The sequence below is a fragment of the Kordiimonas marina genome, from assembly GCF_023006325.1.
Lineage (GTDB): Bacteria > Pseudomonadota > Alphaproteobacteria > Sphingomonadales > Kordiimonadaceae > Kordiimonas > Kordiimonas marina.
On the sequence record NZ_JAINDF010000003.1, the window covers coordinates 126,002 to 140,888 of the forward strand.

Annotated in this window: 13 protein-coding genes; 6 read left to right on the top strand and 7 right to left on the bottom strand. The window is 59.8% G+C overall.

Translation table 11 applies throughout. The annotated features are described in order from the left end of the window. Positions 1 to 37: 37 nt before the first annotated feature. The gene (locus K6118_RS07055; protein WP_247119534.1) at positions 38 to 784 is read left to right on the top strand and encodes a DUF2334 domain-containing protein; all 747 of its coding nucleotides are present in this window, start codon (positions 38 to 40) and stop codon (positions 782 to 784) included. A gap of 21 nt (positions 785 to 805) precedes the next feature. Here K6118_RS07055 and K6118_RS17505 read toward each other — a convergent pair whose 3' ends face one another. Beyond that, positions 806 to 2,005: a glycosyltransferase gene (locus tag K6118_RS17505; RefSeq protein ID WP_247119535.1), complete on the bottom strand. Its 1,200-nt coding sequence runs from the start codon at positions 2,003 to 2,005 to the stop codon at positions 806 to 808. A gap of 49 nt (positions 2,006 to 2,054) precedes the next feature. Continuing rightward, entirely contained in the window at positions 2,055 to 3,230 is a 1,176-nt protein-coding gene (locus K6118_RS07065; protein ID WP_247119536.1) for a glycosyltransferase family 4 protein, read from the bottom strand. Between the two features lie 451 nt (positions 3,231 to 3,681). On the opposite strand from K6118_RS07065, the gene ppsA reads away from it, so the two are divergent. From ppsA to K6118_RS07090, 5 genes are all read left to right on the top strand, one after another. After that, positions 3,682 to 6,111 (top strand): phosphoenolpyruvate synthase, encoded by a 2,430-nt coding sequence (gene ppsA, locus K6118_RS07070; protein WP_281500671.1) that lies wholly within the window; start codon positions 3,682 to 3,684, stop codon positions 6,109 to 6,111. Positions 6,112 to 6,189: 78 nt separating this feature from the next. Beyond that, positions 6,190 to 6,648 carry a host attachment protein gene (locus K6118_RS07075; RefSeq protein WP_247119538.1) on the top strand — a complete coding sequence of 153 codons (459 nt, stop codon included), beginning with the start codon at positions 6,190 to 6,192 and terminating at the stop codon, positions 6,646 to 6,648. A 195-nt stretch (positions 6,649 to 6,843) separates the two neighbouring features. After that, entirely contained in the window at positions 6,844 to 7,545 is a 702-nt protein-coding gene (locus tag K6118_RS17325; protein ID WP_425531543.1) for a dienelactone hydrolase family protein, read from the top strand. After that, positions 7,532 to 8,188, top strand: a complete 657-nt coding sequence (locus K6118_RS07085) for a phosphoribosyltransferase (RefSeq protein WP_247119540.1) — start codon at positions 7,532 to 7,534, stop codon at positions 8,186 to 8,188. The genes K6118_RS17325 and K6118_RS07085 overlap by 14 nt, the downstream gene beginning before the upstream one ends. Then, positions 8,185 to 9,534: an erythromycin esterase family protein gene (locus K6118_RS07090; RefSeq protein WP_247119541.1), complete on the top strand. Its 1,350-nt coding sequence runs from the start codon at positions 8,185 to 8,187 to the stop codon at positions 9,532 to 9,534. Before K6118_RS07085 ends, K6118_RS07090 begins: the two co-directional genes overlap by 4 nt. A gap of 9 nt (positions 9,535 to 9,543) precedes the next feature. Here K6118_RS07090 and K6118_RS07095 read toward each other — a convergent pair whose 3' ends face one another. From K6118_RS07095 to acsA, 5 genes are read right to left on the bottom strand one after another with little or no spacing between them, the layout of a single operon-like run. Beyond that, positions 9,544 to 9,786: an acyl carrier protein gene (locus K6118_RS07095; RefSeq protein ID WP_247119542.1), complete on the bottom strand. Its 243-nt coding sequence runs from the start codon at positions 9,784 to 9,786 to the stop codon at positions 9,544 to 9,546. Then, positions 9,783 to 11,051, bottom strand: coding sequence for a dihydrolipoamide acetyltransferase family protein (locus K6118_RS07100; protein WP_247119543.1), 1,269 nt, complete (start codon positions 11,049 to 11,051; stop codon positions 9,783 to 9,785). Before K6118_RS07100 ends, K6118_RS07095 begins: the two co-directional genes overlap by 4 nt. A gap of 16 nt (positions 11,052 to 11,067) precedes the next feature. Further along, on the bottom strand, positions 11,068 to 12,045 hold the full coding sequence (locus tag K6118_RS07105; RefSeq protein ID WP_247119544.1) for an alpha-ketoacid dehydrogenase subunit beta: 978 nt from the start codon (positions 12,043 to 12,045) through the stop codon (positions 11,068 to 11,070). Next, the gene (gene pdhA / locus K6118_RS07110; RefSeq protein ID WP_247119545.1) at positions 12,042 to 13,034 is read right to left on the bottom strand and encodes a pyruvate dehydrogenase (acetyl-transferring) E1 component subunit alpha; all 993 of its coding nucleotides are present in this window, start codon (positions 13,032 to 13,034) and stop codon (positions 12,042 to 12,044) included. The genes K6118_RS07105 and pdhA overlap by 4 nt, the downstream gene beginning before the upstream one ends. Then, positions 13,031 to 14,785 carry an acetate--CoA ligase gene (gene acsA, locus K6118_RS07115; RefSeq protein WP_247119546.1) on the bottom strand — a complete coding sequence of 585 codons (1,755 nt, stop codon included), beginning with the start codon at positions 14,783 to 14,785 and terminating at the stop codon, positions 13,031 to 13,033. Before acsA ends, pdhA begins: the two co-directional genes overlap by 4 nt. Positions 14,786 to 14,887: the final 102 nt, after the last annotated feature.

The window sequence follows — 14,887 nt, forward strand, 5'->3', positions numbered from 1 at the left end:
AGTGCGCTGAAGACCGATAGGATGGACAACAGGGCCAATGAAGCAGCTTCTTTTCAGCATTCACGACGTCAGCCCGCGGCATTTCGACCGCCTGCGGGAGATTGACGCCTTTTTGCAGAAGACCGACCTTGGCAATAATTACGCCATGCTCGTGGTGCCCAATTTCTGGGGCGAGTGGCCTTTGGAAAAGCACCCTGAATTCGGTCAGTGGCTGCGTGAGAAGGCCGATGCCGGTGTCGAGATGATCCTGCACGGCTTCTATCACAAGGATACCAGCCAGCACGAAGGCCGCATGGCCCAATTCAAGGCGACCAAGATGACCGCCGGGGAAGGGGAGTTCCTGGGCCTCAGCCATGAAGACGCCTTGGGCCGTATCCGGGATGGCCGTAAGCTTCTGGAAGATATCCTCTCCCGCCCTGTAAGCGGTTTCATCGCGCCAGCCTGGCTTTATGGCGAAGGCGCCCATGCCGCGCTCAAGGACGAAGGTTTCACCTTCGCCGAGGACCATATGAATGTGTGGGCGCCCAACGATGGCCATATGCTGGTCGAGCGCTCGCCGGTTATCTCCTACGCGAGCCGGAGCTGGTCCCGCACCGCAAGCTCGCTTCTGTGGTCGCGGCTTGCTACGGTTGTCCTGTCGCAGATGAAAATCGTACGCCAGGCCTTGCATCCGCATGATTTCGACAAGGATGTTCTGACCCGGGAAATCGACCGGGCGCTCAGGAGCCTGTTGAGCACGCGCACTGCGATCCGCTACCAGGACCTGCTGGCGAAATCAACGTAACCCATTTAATAATCAGACTATTTACTGACCTTCCGGGGACTTTTCTGCGGTTCCCGCGCGCTTCTTTTCAGCGACTTCAGCATAGTGGCGGAACAGATGCTCGAAATGGTCGGCGGGTTCGCGGATAGTCTTGCCGGCAGCGGCCGCAGCGGCCCTAAGGGGTTCCTGCGGGCGGTCAAGCAAGCGCTCTATAGCTGCAGCGCAGGCGTCGGCATCCCCAACCTTATGGCTTTCGGCATAGTCGGGCGCGGAAAGGTCGAAGGCACCGCCCCGGTCCGGCACGATAAGCGGCAGGCCTGAACACAGGGCTTCCGCGATGACGAGACCGTAGGTTTCCGAGGCACAGCAGTGCACCATGGCGTCTGCGCTCGCCAGCATGGTGGCAATGCGCTGACGGTCAGCGATTTGCCCGGCCACATGAACGGCAGGTACCTTACTGGCATGTTTTTCAACGGCTTTTCGGCGCGGGCCATCACCAATGATATAAAGGCCAACCGGGCGTTTACGGTTCAATTTATCGGCCGCATCAATCATGGTGCCGATGCGTTTTTCCGGGTGATGCCGGGAAATGCTGAGGATCAGCGGGGCATTGGGGTCCGATATTCCGCAGGCTGCCAGCATCTCCCGCCGGACTTCCTCATTCCTGAGGGAAGGCGAAAACAGCGACTTGTCGATACCAAAGGGCACAACCGTCGGCCGACGGACACCAAGGCCTTCAAACCGGTCGGCAAGCCATTTGGAGCTGACGATGCTGGTGTCATAGGCACTGCTGAGGTTGCGCCAGTAGCGCCAGAACCAGCCGAACAGCCAGTCTACCTGCGACGGCTTCAGCACATTCTCGAGCAGCAGTTGCGGGTAGGAGGACACAGGTTCCTGGTGGATGAAGAAGGACTTTGCGGCATCCGTTTGCCACTTGGCCACGGCTTTGCCGCCGATCCAGGGGGAGGAGCCTTCGACAACGTCAGGCTTTTCCTCATCCAATACCTGAAGTATGGGGGCTATCTTATTGAAAATATGATAACGGTGGTCGACGGGAATGCGGGGCGCTTTGACCCAGATGATCGTGCCTGCGCCGCGTTCCTCGCGCCGGTCTTCAGCGCCGGGGGCAACGATAATGGTCTTGACGCCAAAGCGGCTACCGGCTTCCAGCTTCTGGTGGATATAGGTTTTTACCCCACCACCTTGTTCGCTGTAGAATTCTGCAACATCAATTAACTTCACGGTCGACCTTCACGATGACGCGCGGCGGGGTCCAAAAAGGACCAAGCCCTTATGTGGTGCGCGTCTCAGCCTTGGCGAGCAGCGCCTGATAGTGCCCAAGCACTTCCCCGAGGATGGCATCCCACTGGAAGGACAGCCCGCGTGCGATGCTTGCTGTCGCGAAGCGCCGCCGCAGGTCGCGGTCGGAAATAAGGCTTTCCAAGCGGTCCGCATAGGCCGTGACATCCTCTGGCGGTACCAGATAGCCGTTTTCACCGCTGTGCACAAGATATCTGCTGCCGGTGGAATCGGCACAAACCGGCGGCACGCCTGAGGCCATCGCCTCCAGGGTGACGTTGCCGAAAGCTTCCGTGCTCGACGGGTTGAGGAAAATATCGGACGACGCATAGGCGCGCGCCAGGTCTTCGCCATTCATGAAGCCGAGGAAAAGTGCCTCCGGCATTCGCTCCTGAAACCACTGTTTCGCGGGGCCTTCGCCCACGACGATCACCTTGAAATCGAGGCCGCGATCCTTGAGCGTGCGGATGGTTTCGGCATAAGTGCCCAGGCCTTTTTCGTAAACAAGCCGGCCGACGAAGGAAATGACGACATCGATATCCGCGATTCCCAGCGACTGACGCCATTTGAGGTCCCGCCGGTCAGGCCGGAACAGGCTGGTCTCCACGCCCCGTGTCCACATCTTGATCGGGACGGTGACACCGGAATCCGCCATGATGTCCGCCATGCAGGGCGTGGGAACATAAATCTCATCACAGCTGTTGTATGTGCCGCTGATTTTACGGGTCAGATAGTTCTCCAGCCAGCCAAGCTTATAATAACGCAGGTAATTTTCGAAACGCGTGTGCACGGAGGCCGCGACAGGCACCCCCCGGCTGCGGGCATATTGCACGGCTTTCTGGCCGAGAAAATCAGGGGCGGAGATATGCACGACATTGGGGGCGAAGGCATCCAGGTCCCGTTCGATCCGCTTCGGCAGGCCAAGGGCGATGCGGTACTCACGTCTCAGCGGCACGGGAACCGAAGGCACACTGATCAGCGTGCCTTGGGGTTCGAACGCAGGCTCCTTCACCGTAGGGGAATAAACCCGAACGGTGGCGCCGTGGCGTTCGAGGAAGGCGACCAGACGGTTTAGGGCCTGGTTGGCGCCGTCCCGGACATAATTGTAATTGCCAGAAAAGAGGGCGACCCGCACGTTGCTGCCGTCATACTTCTGTTCGGGGCCCATTTGGTCCGTCTCAGGAAGTGCGTTCGCTTGATCCAATCTTGCAAAAGCAGCTGTCATCGGTGGTCTCGCTTTGGTTTTGTCGTCTGGCGGTTATTATTGTGTTTGTCGTCTGCACGGACTTTCGGGGCCATGACGTCCGTTAAAGTCGCATTTTCTTGGACAAAGATCATGTCAAAATCGCGACATTCAAGTCTAGCGCGTATTTTTGGTCCCGGAAAGGCAGGCTTCATGCCATGACGTATCATGACAGAATCATAATGACGGTGGCGTGACAACTGAACAAAATTTCTGGCGCTCGGGATAGACCGATTACGCGTTTGACGCAACCCCACAGAAGGTCGCAAGCTGCATTCTGACAGGATTGACCGGCGTCAATGGCGCCGAGGCCTGAGAGAGTATCATGAGCGCCAAACAAGCCTTTCCATGACAGCACGATACGGGAGCACACACCATGAACCGGCAGGCCGCCTTAACCCTTTCCTTTGACAGTATGTCCCTTGACGACCTGGCGCTTGTAGGCGGCAAAAATGCCTCCCTGGGGGAACTTACCCGTAGCTTGCCGAAGGACGGGATCGGGGTCCCGCCGGGTTTCGCGGTAACGACGGAAGCCTTCCGCCTGTTCCTGGATCAGGACGGCCTGCGGGAGAAAGTTACGGGCCTTCTGGAGGGACTCGACAAATCGGACATGCGGGCCTTCCAGGCGACAGGGCAAAAAATCCGCGACGCTGTTCTCGCCACCAATATACCCGAAGGCGTCGCCGATGCGATCCGGAAAGCCTATCGCGACTTATCGGAGAAGGTTGGCCGCCCTGTCAGTGTTGCCGTGCGCTCAAGCGCCACGGCGGAAGACCTGCCTGGCCTTTCCTTCGCAGGCCAGCATGACAGTTACCTTTTCATTGAAGGGGAAGAGGCACTTCTGGATGCGACCCGCCGCTGTTTTGCCTCCCTCTATAACGACCGGGCGATTTCATACCGTATCGACCAGAAGGTTGATCATATGGCGGTGGCGATCTCGGTGGGCGTGCAGATGATGGTGCATTCCGACACGGCCTCGGCCGGCGTTATCTTCACGCTAGACCCTGAAACCGGCTCCCGCCAGAGCGTGCTCATCAGCGCCGTTTACGGCACGGGGGAGGGCATCGTGCAGGGGATTGTCGAGCCCGATGAATATTATGTCCATAAGGCAACCTTCAACGCGGGCTACCGCACCGTTTACCGGCATAAGCGCGGTGCGAAGCTGACCAAATTGATCGGTGGCGGTGACGACCCGGCCGCGGCGCCCAAGGAAATACCTGTCCCCACTGAAGACCAGAGCCACTATTGCCTGAGTGATGACGAGATCATGAGCCTCGCTGACGCGGCGCTGGCCATCGAAAGCCATTACAGCAGCCATTATGGCCATGAGACCCCCATGGATATCGAATGGGGCAAGGACGGTGTGACCGGCACGCTCTACATCCTGCAGGCGCGGCCGGAGACCGTGGAGTCGCTTGTGAACCCGAACGAGGTCACGCGCTTTACCCTCAAAGGGACCGGGCCGGTGATCACGTCAGGCCGCGCGGTCGGCAAGAAAATCGCGTCTGGCACGGCGCGCCGGGTGCTCAGCAAGGATGAGATCGGCGATTTCCAAACCGGGGATATCCTGATTGCTAAAACCACCAGCCCCGATTGGGAGCCGATCATGAAACGCGCGGCGGCGATTGTGACCGATCATGGCGGCAGGACATGCCACAGCGCCATTGTCTCCCGCGAATTGGGTATTCCGGCGGTGGTCGGCACAGGCAATGCCATGGCGGTGATCAAGGACGGCATGGAAGTGACGGTCAATTGTGCGCATGGCGAAACGGGTGAGGTGCTCGACGGGCTCGTTCCCTTCAGCGTCCAAAAAACCGATATTGGCAAACTGAAGCGCCCCCAGACCGAGATCATGGTCAATATCGCCGACCCGGAACAGGGGTTCCAGATGGGAATGCTGCCCAGTGACGGTGTCGGGCTGGCGCGGATCGAATTCATCATCACCCATGCGGTCGGCGTACACCCGATGGCGCTTCTGCACCCGGACAAGGTGACGGACGTGGACGCCCGCAAAAACATCGAGGCGCTGACCCGTGATTTTCCGGATGGTGGCGCGTTTTTCGTGAACGCCCTGGCCGAAGGGGTGGCAGCCATTGCTGCCAGTTTCCACCCCCGCCAGGTGATCGTGCGCATGTCGGACTTCAAAACCAACGAATATGCAGCGCTTCTGGGCGGGGCTGACTTTGAAAGGGCTGAAGACAACCCGATGATCGGCTTCCGCGGGGCCGCGCGCTATATCCACCCGGACTATGCCGAGGCCTTCGCGCTCGAATGTGCCGCCATCAAGCGTGTGCGGGAGGATATGGGGCTCACGAACGTCAAGGTGATGATCCCCTTCTGCCGCTCGATCCATGAAGCCGAAAGCGTGCTGAGGGCCATGGAAAGCCGCGGCTTGAAACGTGGGGAGAACGGCCTCCAAGTCTACATCATGTGTGAAATTCCCTCGAACGTGCTGTCGATCGATGAGTTCGCCAAGCGGTTTGACGGTTTCTCAATCGGCTCCAATGACCTGACCCAACTGGTGCTTGGGGTAGACCGGGACTCCGCCAAGCTGGCAGACACCTTCAATGAGCGCGACCCCGCGGTGAAGAAAGCAATCTCCATGGCGATTGAAGGCGCGCACCGGGGTGGGCGGCACATCGGTATTTGCGGACAGGCCCCATCCGACTATCCGGACTTCACCCGCTTCCTTGTCGAGGCCGGGATCGATAGCATCAGTGTCACCAGCGACAGCTTCTTCGAAATGTTCGATATCGCCGCCCGTGCAGAAGCCGACCTGCCCGTAAAGAAGGTCGTGGGGGATTGACGTCGGTCAATGCTGGGCTCTCTGCCGCGTTGTAATCTTCATCTCAACGTTGGTCGTTTGAAGGATCGGAGAACAGCCATGAGGACAGAGATGAAACGCGAATGGATTGTCCTGGCGGATCGCGCTCATGCTAAAATTTACACCCGGCATTATGTGGATGGCGCTATGCAGCAGATTCTGATGCTGGAACATCCGGAAGCGCGGAATTTCCAACATGAAGAGGGGACAGACCGGCCAGGGCACAGCCATGGGTCCGCGTCCCATCACCGGTTCGCCTATGAAGACCATGCCGACTTCCCGGAGCAGGAAAGCGAGATTTTCCTGCACGCCGTCGCAGATGAAATCAACGAAGCCGCCCAGCAGGAAGAGATGGACAAGGTCATCCTTGTTGCGCTTCCCAAGACCATGGCGGTTATCAAATCCGGTCTCAATACCCATACCCTCAGCAAAGTCTCGGGCGAGTATGCCAAGAACCTCATTGGCGTCCCCGAACATACGCTGGGTGACCGGATCGATAAGTTGCAAGAGCTTAAGTAACCCCTGAGTTCCTCCCCAAGCACTCATCGGCGGTGTAAAACCTTAGGTTTTCACCGCCTTTTTCTTTGAGCCGCGCCTGTTCAAGCGTGAAATTTCCTGGCTGATTGACCAACATCAATGGCGGACAAGGCTAACGTTCCTATGGTGCCAGCCATGCTGGCCGCACGTTTTGCGCGACCTGAAAGGGCAAGGAGAATGACGGTGCCTGCCAAGAGGTCCAGTACAGCGTATCCTATCTATGATGTTACGGTTTCTGTCCCCACAGAAAGCGCGATGCTGGAAGGCCGCCTGACGGTGCCTGCCACAGCAACACAGATCGTAATATTTGCGCATGGCAGCGGCAGCAGCCGTTTCAGCCCGCGAAACTGGTATGTCGCGGAAGTCCTGCATGGCCATAATATCGCGACCCTGCTGATTGATCTGCTCACGGAAGCCGAGGGGCAGGAAGACATGCGGACAGGGCATTTGCGCTTCAATATTCCGCTTCTTGCCACACGACTGGCGAACGTCGCCGCGTGGGTCCATGCCACGCAGGAGACACGCCACCTCCATATCGGCTATTTTGGCTCCAGCACGGGGGCAGGGGCTGCGCTGATCGCCGCGGCGGACAGTGACGTGCCGATTGCCGCCATCGTTTCGCGCGGCGGCCGGCCGGACATGGCCGGGGACTATCTGCCCGCCGTCAAGGCACCGACCCTGCTTATCGTCGGCGGGTTTGATACCCAGGTTCTTGCCTTGAACGAGCAAGCCCTTGCGCATTTGAATAACCAGTCCCGGATTGAGGTGATCCCCGGGGCCACGCACCTGTTCGAGGAACCCGGCACGTTGGAACAGGTCGCCCTGAAGGCCGCGGAATGGTTCAAGCATCACACGGGGGTCAGCCATGCACTTCCGTGACCGGACAGATGCCGGGCAGCAACTGGCCGATGCCCTGCAGGATTATCAGGGGCAGCAGGGTTTAGTTCTGCTGGCGCTCCCCCGTGGCGGGGTACCTGTTGCCGTTGAAGTCGCCAAAGCCCTCAAAGTTCCGCTTGATGTCATGCTGGTCCGCAAACTGGGGGTCCCGGGGCAGGAAGAATTAGCCATGGGCGCGATTGCCATGGGCGGCACCACCATCCTCAATGACCAGATCATCCGCCAGCTTGGCCTGGATGAGACGGTCGTCACTGCCGCCGTCAGGCGGGAAATGCCTGAACTGGCCCGCCGGAACCAACTGTACCGGGGCGGAAGGCCGATGCCGGACCTTCACGCCAAGACGGTGATCGTCGTCGATGATGGGCTGGCGACCGGCGCCACCATGAAGGCGGCTGTTGCGGCGCTCAGAAAACTCGGGGCGGACGCGATTATCGTCGCGGTTCCCGTTGGCGCGTACGAAACCTGTGAAGAACTAGCGGAGCTGGCCGATACGGTCATCTGCCTCTATCAGCCGTCGCCTTTTTGGGGTGTCGGGCGCTGGTATCAGGTGTTTGGTCAAACCAGCGACCAGGAAGTGATCGATTTGTTGGGCCGGTACGGCCCTGACGGAGGAAATGCCTCATGAGCCTGACGGAAATGGACAAACTGACGGTCCGCTCCCTGGAGCAGCGCGCGATACCGCTGGGCGGTTCGATGGCGGATTATGACCCGATTATCGAGGCCGCAGAGAACAAGACCTATGTCCTGATCGGCGAAGCCTCCCACGGGACGCAGGATTTTTACCGGGCGCGCGCGGAAATCACCATGCGGCTCATTACCGAACTTGGCTATGACGCCGTCGCTGTTGAGGCTGACTGGCCCGATGCCTATGCCATCAACCAGTATGTCACCGGCACAAGGCCGCATATGTTGCCTGAGGATGCCCTCAAGCGGTTCGAACGTTTCCCGTCCTGGATGTGGGCCAATACCGAAGTTCTGCACTTTATCCGCTGGCTGCGGGACTATAATGACCGGGGTGGTCGCCTGCAGCCCGTGCATTTTTATGGCCTCGATCTCTATAGCATGAACACCTCCGCCCATGCCGTGATCGATTATCTGGACGAGCGCGATCCGCCTGCGGCACAGCGCGCGAGACGCCGTTATGGCTGTTTGGCCGACTTCATCCACAAGCCGCAACTTTATGGCCGGGCGGCGGAATTCGGCCTCACAGAAAGCTGTGAGCATGAGATCGCCACACAGCTTATCGAGCTTCGGCATAAGGCCTACCGTTATATGACCGACAGCGGCATTGTCGACGGCGAGGATTATTTCTGCGCCGAACAGAATGCCAAGCTGGTCAAGAATGCGGAGGAATATTACCGCACCATGTTCCGGGGCAGGCCGAGCAGCTGGAACCTCCGGGACCAGCATATGTTTTCAGCCCTTGGCGATATCAGCACGTACTTGAGCGATAGGCTCGGCCGGCCAGCCAAAGTCGTTGTCTGGGCGCACAATTCCCATCTGGGCAATGCCGCGGCCACGGAAATGGCCAAGCGCGGCGAGTTCAATATCGGCCAGCTCGTTCGGGAAAGCCACGGTGAGGACGCGCTCCTGATCGGCTTTACGACCGCGATAGGCGAGGTTACCGCGGCCTCGGAATGGGATGAGCCTGCTGGCCGCAAACGTGTTCGCCCACCCTTGGAAGGCAGTTATGAGCGCCTGTTCCACCATGTGAACCATAAGCGCTTCATGCTCGACCTGCGTGGCGACAACGCCATGACGGATTTCCTGCTTGAGCCCCGGCTACAGCGGGCAATCGGCGTGATCTACCGACCGGACACCGAGCGGCAGAGCCATTATTTCACCGCCTGCCTGCCGGAGCAGTTCGACTTTCTCATCCATTATGATGAAACCGCCGCCCTCAAGCCGCTCGATATTCCAACGCGCTGGCATCAGGGTGAACTCGACGAAACCTACCCGACGGGTTTGTGAGGTGGCTGTTCAGGCCAAAGCCGCCAGATAATCGATCGCGCCCTTGAGCGTTACCATCTTGGCGGCATCCTTATCCGGAATATTCACGCCCAGCCGTTCATGCAGGCCGATGATGAGGTTCGAGATATCCATGGAGTCCAAATCGAGCGCGTCGCGCAGGTCTTCGTCTTCCCCAACACCGTCCAGGCTGGCGTCCGGCGCGATTTTGGTGAGCTCTTCGGCAAAAATACGGGTCAGGTCTTCGCGGGTCATAGGGCCTCCGGCACTTGTAAGAGTTTTTCGATTTCCCTGAGGAACAGAGCGCCGCGCCTGCCATCACTGACACGGTGATCGGCGGCGAGCGTTGCGATGATGGTGGGGGCGGCATCCAAGCCGTCTTCTGTAGCCACAGGCCGGGTCTCTAGCGTCCCGAAGCCGATGATTGCTACCTGCGGCGGGTAAATGACGCCGTAAACCTCATCGACACCGCGCTCGCCCAGGCTTGTTATCGTAACCGTCGGGTCCGACAGTTCCGAGCTTCTGAGGTGGCCTGTACGCACGCGGCCGACCAGGTCCCGCATCGCCGCCATCAGGTCATCGAGCGAAAGTGTTTCACAGTCATGAAGCGCAGGGGCAATCAGACCACCACCCCGGATCGCGACCGCAAGCCCGCAATGGACCTCCGGCACGGCGCGGAAAGTGTCGTTCTCGTAGAAGCCATTGAATTCCGGGTAACGGGTCAGCGCCAGGCTCACGGCCTTGACGAGCAGGGTGCCCATCAGAAGCCGCGCCTCGGGCGGACGCTCGGCATTTGTCTCATCAAGCCACAGGCTGGCCGCCCGCATATTGATCTGATGCTTGAGGTAATAATGCGGGATTTCCCGTTTCGATTTCGCCATGGCCTGCGCGATGGCTTTGCGCATTTCCGCGAAATCGAGCCCCGGATGGGCGGATGGCTTGCTTGGGCCGGAGACTGGGGCCTCTTTCTTGTGGGTGGGACCAACAACCGCTTCCACATCGGCATAGACGATGGCGCCGTCAGGGCCTGAGCCCTTGAGCTTGGCAACGTCGATGCCCTTTTCAGCAGCCAGCTTGCGCGCGGCCGGGGAGACAGGCTTCTCGCCAGCCTTATCAGGTGCGGCAGGCAGTTCAGTCGGCGCAGGTGTTGGGGCCGAGGTTGGTGCTGGCGTAGGCGCCTGTGTCGGCTCGGGCGTAGGTTCGGGTGTCGGTTCTGGTGTTGGGGCCGGAGTTGGAGCAGATGTCGGCGCTGGTGCTGGCGCTGGTGTTTCCTCAGGCTTTGCACCTTCGCCTTCGATTTCAGCGAGCGGTGTGCCCACAGGCACGGTGGTGCCTTCCTCCACCAACAGCTTGGAGACCGTGCCGGTTTCGAAAATCTCGACCTCGATCGCGCCTTTCTGGGTTTCGACCACGGCGACAATATCGCCGCGTTTGACCGCATCACCCGGCTTCACATTCCATTCAACCAGTGTGCCAGCGTCCATGTCGGCGCCGAGGGACGGCATTTTGAAGATGCTCATGGTCATAGCCTTCCGTTCAGCGCCCCAGCGCCAGTTTCGCGGCCGCGATGATGCGGTCCACTTGTGGCAGCGCCGCGTCTTCCAAGTGTTTGGGGTAGGGGATCGGCACTTCGGCGGAACAAACCCGGCCCACGGGGGCATCCAGTGACCAGAAACCGCCTTCCATGATGCGGGCGGAGACTTCTGCGGCGAGGCTGCCGGTCTTCCAGCCTTCATCGACAATGACGGCCCGGCGCGTCTTGCCGACGGACTTGAGGATCGTGGCGTCATCCAGCGGGCGCAGCACGCGCAGATCGATGACTTCGGCGCTGATACCGTCTTCGGCGAGCTTTTCAGCCGCTTCCAGGGTCTTGTAGAGCGACCCGCCATAGGTGATGAGGCTGATATCGCTGCCGTTTCGGCGGACCGCAGCAGAGCTCAAGTCTACGGTCGCTTCCTTGTCCAGAGCTTCAGTGCGGCCATAGAGCATGACGTGCTCAAATATGACCACAGGGTCCGGGTCCTCAAGGGCAGGGCGCAGCATGGCGTAGGCATCCTGCACGGTCGCCGGCGCCAGAACCTTCAGGCCCGGAATATGGGCATACCAATTTTCCAGGCTGTGGGAATGCTGGGCGGCGAGCTGTCTGCCGGCCCCCGTTGAAATCCGGATCACCACAGGAATATTGAGCTGCCCGCCTGACATATGGCGGAAGGTGGCGGCGGTGTTCAGGATCTGGTCAAGCGCCAGCAGGCTGAAATTCACGGTCATGATCTCAACGATCGGCTTCATGCCGCCGAGGGCCGCGCCAATACCAGCCCCGGTGAACCCGGATTCGGATAGCGGCGTGTCGCGGACCCGGTCTTCGCCGAAATCCTCGATCATGCCTTTGGTCACGGCATAGGTGCCGCCGTAGCGCCCGACATCTTCACCCATGATGAAAACCCGGTCATCTGCCGTCATGGCGTCCCGGATCGCGGCGCCCACAGCATCCCGGTATGTGACTTGTTCGCTCATGATGCCGCTCCCACGTCTTCCAGCAGGGTTTCTACCTCTTCCCAAGGGCTGGCCTCCGCGAAGGCGACCGCGTCTTCGACTTCCTTGGCGATATCGGCCTCGATGGCTTCAATGTCATCCGCATGGAGAAGGCCGCTTTTGGTTACCCAGTCGCTGAAGCGCCGGATCGGGCCTTTTTCTTCCCATTCAGTCACCTCGTCCTTGCTGCGGTACAGCTGCGGGTCGAACATGGAATGGGCCCGGAACCGGTAGGTCCGGCACTCGAGGAAATAGGGGCCTTTCCCGTCCCTGACGGCAGCAACCGCGCGCCGTGCCGCGGCTTCCACATCCACCACATTCATACCGTCCACGGCCTCAGACGTGATCTTGTAGCTCGCCGCCTTGGCGTGAATGTCGGTTTCGGATTCCGACCGGGCCAACGCTGTGCCCATGGCATAGAGGTTGTTTTCGCAGACGAAAAGCACCGGCAGCTGCCAAAGCGCCGCCAGGTTCAGGCTCTCATGGAATTCGCCCTCAGCGGCCGCGCCTTCCCCGAAGAAGCAGACGGTGACGTTCGGCCGGTTCTGCATCTTGTCCGCGAGCGCCAGGCCGACCGCAAGCGGCAAGCCGCCGCCGACAATGGCATTGCCGCCGTAGAAGCGGTGCTCGGCCGAGAAAATATGCATGGAGCCGCCGCGCCCTTTGGAGACCCCGCCTGATTTGCCATACATTTCCGCCATGACACCGGTCATCGGCACACCGCGGACGAGGGCATGGCCGTGTTCGCGGTAGGTCGCGACGATGGCGTCCTCGGGTGTCAGTGTCTGCATCACACCGGTCGCCACCGCTTCTTCACCGATATAAAGGTGCAGGAACCCGCGGATTTTCTCCTGCGTGTAAAGCTCGGCGGCCTTTTCCTCGAACCGGCGGATGCGGAGCATATTGCGCATCAGATCAAGGCAGTGATCGCGCGTGAGATGCGGTCTGAGGTCCTTATCCTTCGCACTCATGAAAATGTCTCCAAGGTCGAGGTATCGCCTTCAGGCAAGCCGAGCTCACGCGCCTTCAGGAGCCGCCGCATGATCTTGCCTGAGCGCGTTTTCGGGAGGTCGGCGGCAAAGGTGATAAGCCGTGGAGCGACAGCGGACCCCAGTGCGCGCCGTGCATGGGCCATAATATCCCGCTCCAGCTCGTCTGACGCTTCATAGCCGTGATGCAGCGTGACATAGGCCTTGACCACTTCACCCGCCCGTTCATCGGGTATGCCGATCACCGCGGCTTCGGCGACGGCTGGGTGTTCCACGAGCGCGCTTTCCACTTCAAATGGGCCGATAAGGTGGCCGGAGGATTTGATCATGTCATCGGCACGGCCGACGAACCAGAAATAGCCGTCCGCATCACGCATGGCGAGGTCACCGGTCAGGTACCAGCCGTCTACGAAGCATTTCTTGTAGCGTTCTTCCTCATGCAGGTAGCCGCGGAACATGGACGGCCAGCCGGGGCGGAGGGCAAGCTCGCCCACTGCGCCGGTTTCCGTCACATCCTTCAGGCTGCCGTCGGCCTCCCGGTCGACAATGCCGGCATCGACGCCGGGCAGGGGACGGCCCATCGACCCGGGTTTGACGTCCCCCACGGCGAAATTGGCGATCATGATCGCGCCGGTTTCGGTCTGCCACCAATTGTCATGGAAGGGCTTGCCGAAGACATCGTTGCTCCAGAGCACAGCCTCGGCATTGAGGGGCTCCCCCACGGAGGCAAGGAAACGCAGGCTCATGAGATCATAGCCTTTGGCAAGGTCCGCACCAGTTTTCATCAGCATCCGGATCGCTGTCGGCGCGCTGTACCACACCGTAACCTTCTGGTCTTGCAATGTTTTGTACCAGCGTTCAGCGTCGAACTCGGCCTCATCGATGATCATGGTGACCCCGATCGTGAGCGGCGCGATAATGCCGTAAGAGGTGCCCGTTACCCAGCCAGGGTCCGCCGTGCACCACAGGATGTCGCTTTCATGCAGGTCGAGCGCCAGCTCAGCCGTCGCGTGATGGGCGACCACCGCCTGATGGACATGGATCGCGCCTTTGGGCTTGCCGGTGGTGCCACTGGTGAAATGCAGGAGCGCCGGGTCCTCTTCCTGGGTGGTGACAGTTTCAAAGTCATCACGGGCACGTTTCATCAGCCCATCGAAGGACTGGGTGCCTTCCGGCAGATCACCGTCTCCGACAATCAGAACATGCGTGAGCTTGGGCAGGTCGGCTCGGATGGGGGCAACTTTTTTGCGGTAATATTGCGCGGTGGTCACAAGAACCTGGCCTTCACCGATGCCCATACGGGCTTTCACCGGTTCCGGCCCGAAGGCGGAAAAGAGCGGGGAGAAAACGGCGCCACGCTTCAGGGTGCCAAGCGCCGTGATATAAAGCTCAGGCACACGGCCGAGCAGGGCGAAGACACGGTCGCCTTTCTTGACGCCAAGGCTTTCAAGCGCAGCCGCAAAACGTGCCGTGCGGGTCTTGAGCTCCGCATAGCTGATGTCTGTCACCTCGCCTGATTTGGCGAGCCAGCGAATGGCGGTCTTATCGCCCTTTCCGTGGCGGACATGCCGGTCCACAGCCTCATAAGCGATATTGAGGCCACCTCCGGCAAGGCCATCGAGCGTCCTACGGGCGCCTTCCCAGGTGAAGCGCGCACGCACGGCGCCATAATCGTCCATATTGGGTGGGCACTTGGGGTCGTTTTTCTGGTGGATAACTGTCCTGGCTGTCATGGCGGCGGGTCCTCCCTAACCTTTGCACCGTTATCCTTGGGTACGGGCTAATGCTGGGCGCTACCTTGACGCTTGTCAAACCATAGACTGTATTTTGAAATT

What these genes read in the sequence shown, in the direction of transcription:
- K6118_RS07095 (WP_247119542.1), bottom strand. Translation starts at nt 9,786, where the DNA reads ATGACCCGCGAAGACCTGACCCGTATTTTTGCCGAAGAGCTCACCAAA.
- acsA (WP_247119546.1), bottom strand. Translation starts at nt 14,785, where the DNA reads ATGACAGCCAGGACAGTTATCCACCAGAAAAACGACCCCAAGTGCCCA.
- pdhA (WP_247119545.1), bottom strand. Translation starts at nt 13,034, where the DNA reads ATGAGTGCGAAGGATAAGGACCTCAGACCGCATCTCACGCGCGATCAC.
- K6118_RS17325 (WP_425531543.1), top strand. Translation starts at nt 6,844, where the DNA reads ATGACGGTGCCTGCCAAGAGGTCCAGTACAGCGTATCCTATCTATGAT.
- K6118_RS07075 (WP_247119538.1), top strand. Translation starts at nt 6,190, where the DNA reads ATGAGGACAGAGATGAAACGCGAATGGATTGTCCTGGCGGATCGCGCT.
- ppsA (WP_281500671.1), top strand. Translation starts at nt 3,682, where the DNA reads ATGAACCGGCAGGCCGCCTTAACCCTTTCCTTTGACAGTATGTCCCTT.
- K6118_RS07100 (WP_247119543.1), bottom strand. Translation starts at nt 11,051, where the DNA reads ATGAGCATCTTCAAAATGCCGTCCCTCGGCGCCGACATGGACGCTGGC.
- K6118_RS07065 (WP_247119536.1), bottom strand. Translation starts at nt 3,230, where the DNA reads ATGGGCCCCGAACAGAAGTATGACGGCAGCAACGTGCGGGTCGCCCTC.
- K6118_RS07055 (WP_247119534.1), top strand. Translation starts at nt 38, where the DNA reads ATGAAGCAGCTTCTTTTCAGCATTCACGACGTCAGCCCGCGGCATTTC.
- K6118_RS07105 (WP_247119544.1), bottom strand. Translation starts at nt 12,045, where the DNA reads ATGAGCGAACAAGTCACATACCGGGATGCTGTGGGCGCCGCGATCCGG.
- K6118_RS07090 (WP_247119541.1), top strand. Translation starts at nt 8,185, where the DNA reads ATGAGCCTGACGGAAATGGACAAACTGACGGTCCGCTCCCTGGAGCAG.
- K6118_RS07085 (WP_247119540.1), top strand. Translation starts at nt 7,532, where the DNA reads ATGCACTTCCGTGACCGGACAGATGCCGGGCAGCAACTGGCCGATGCC.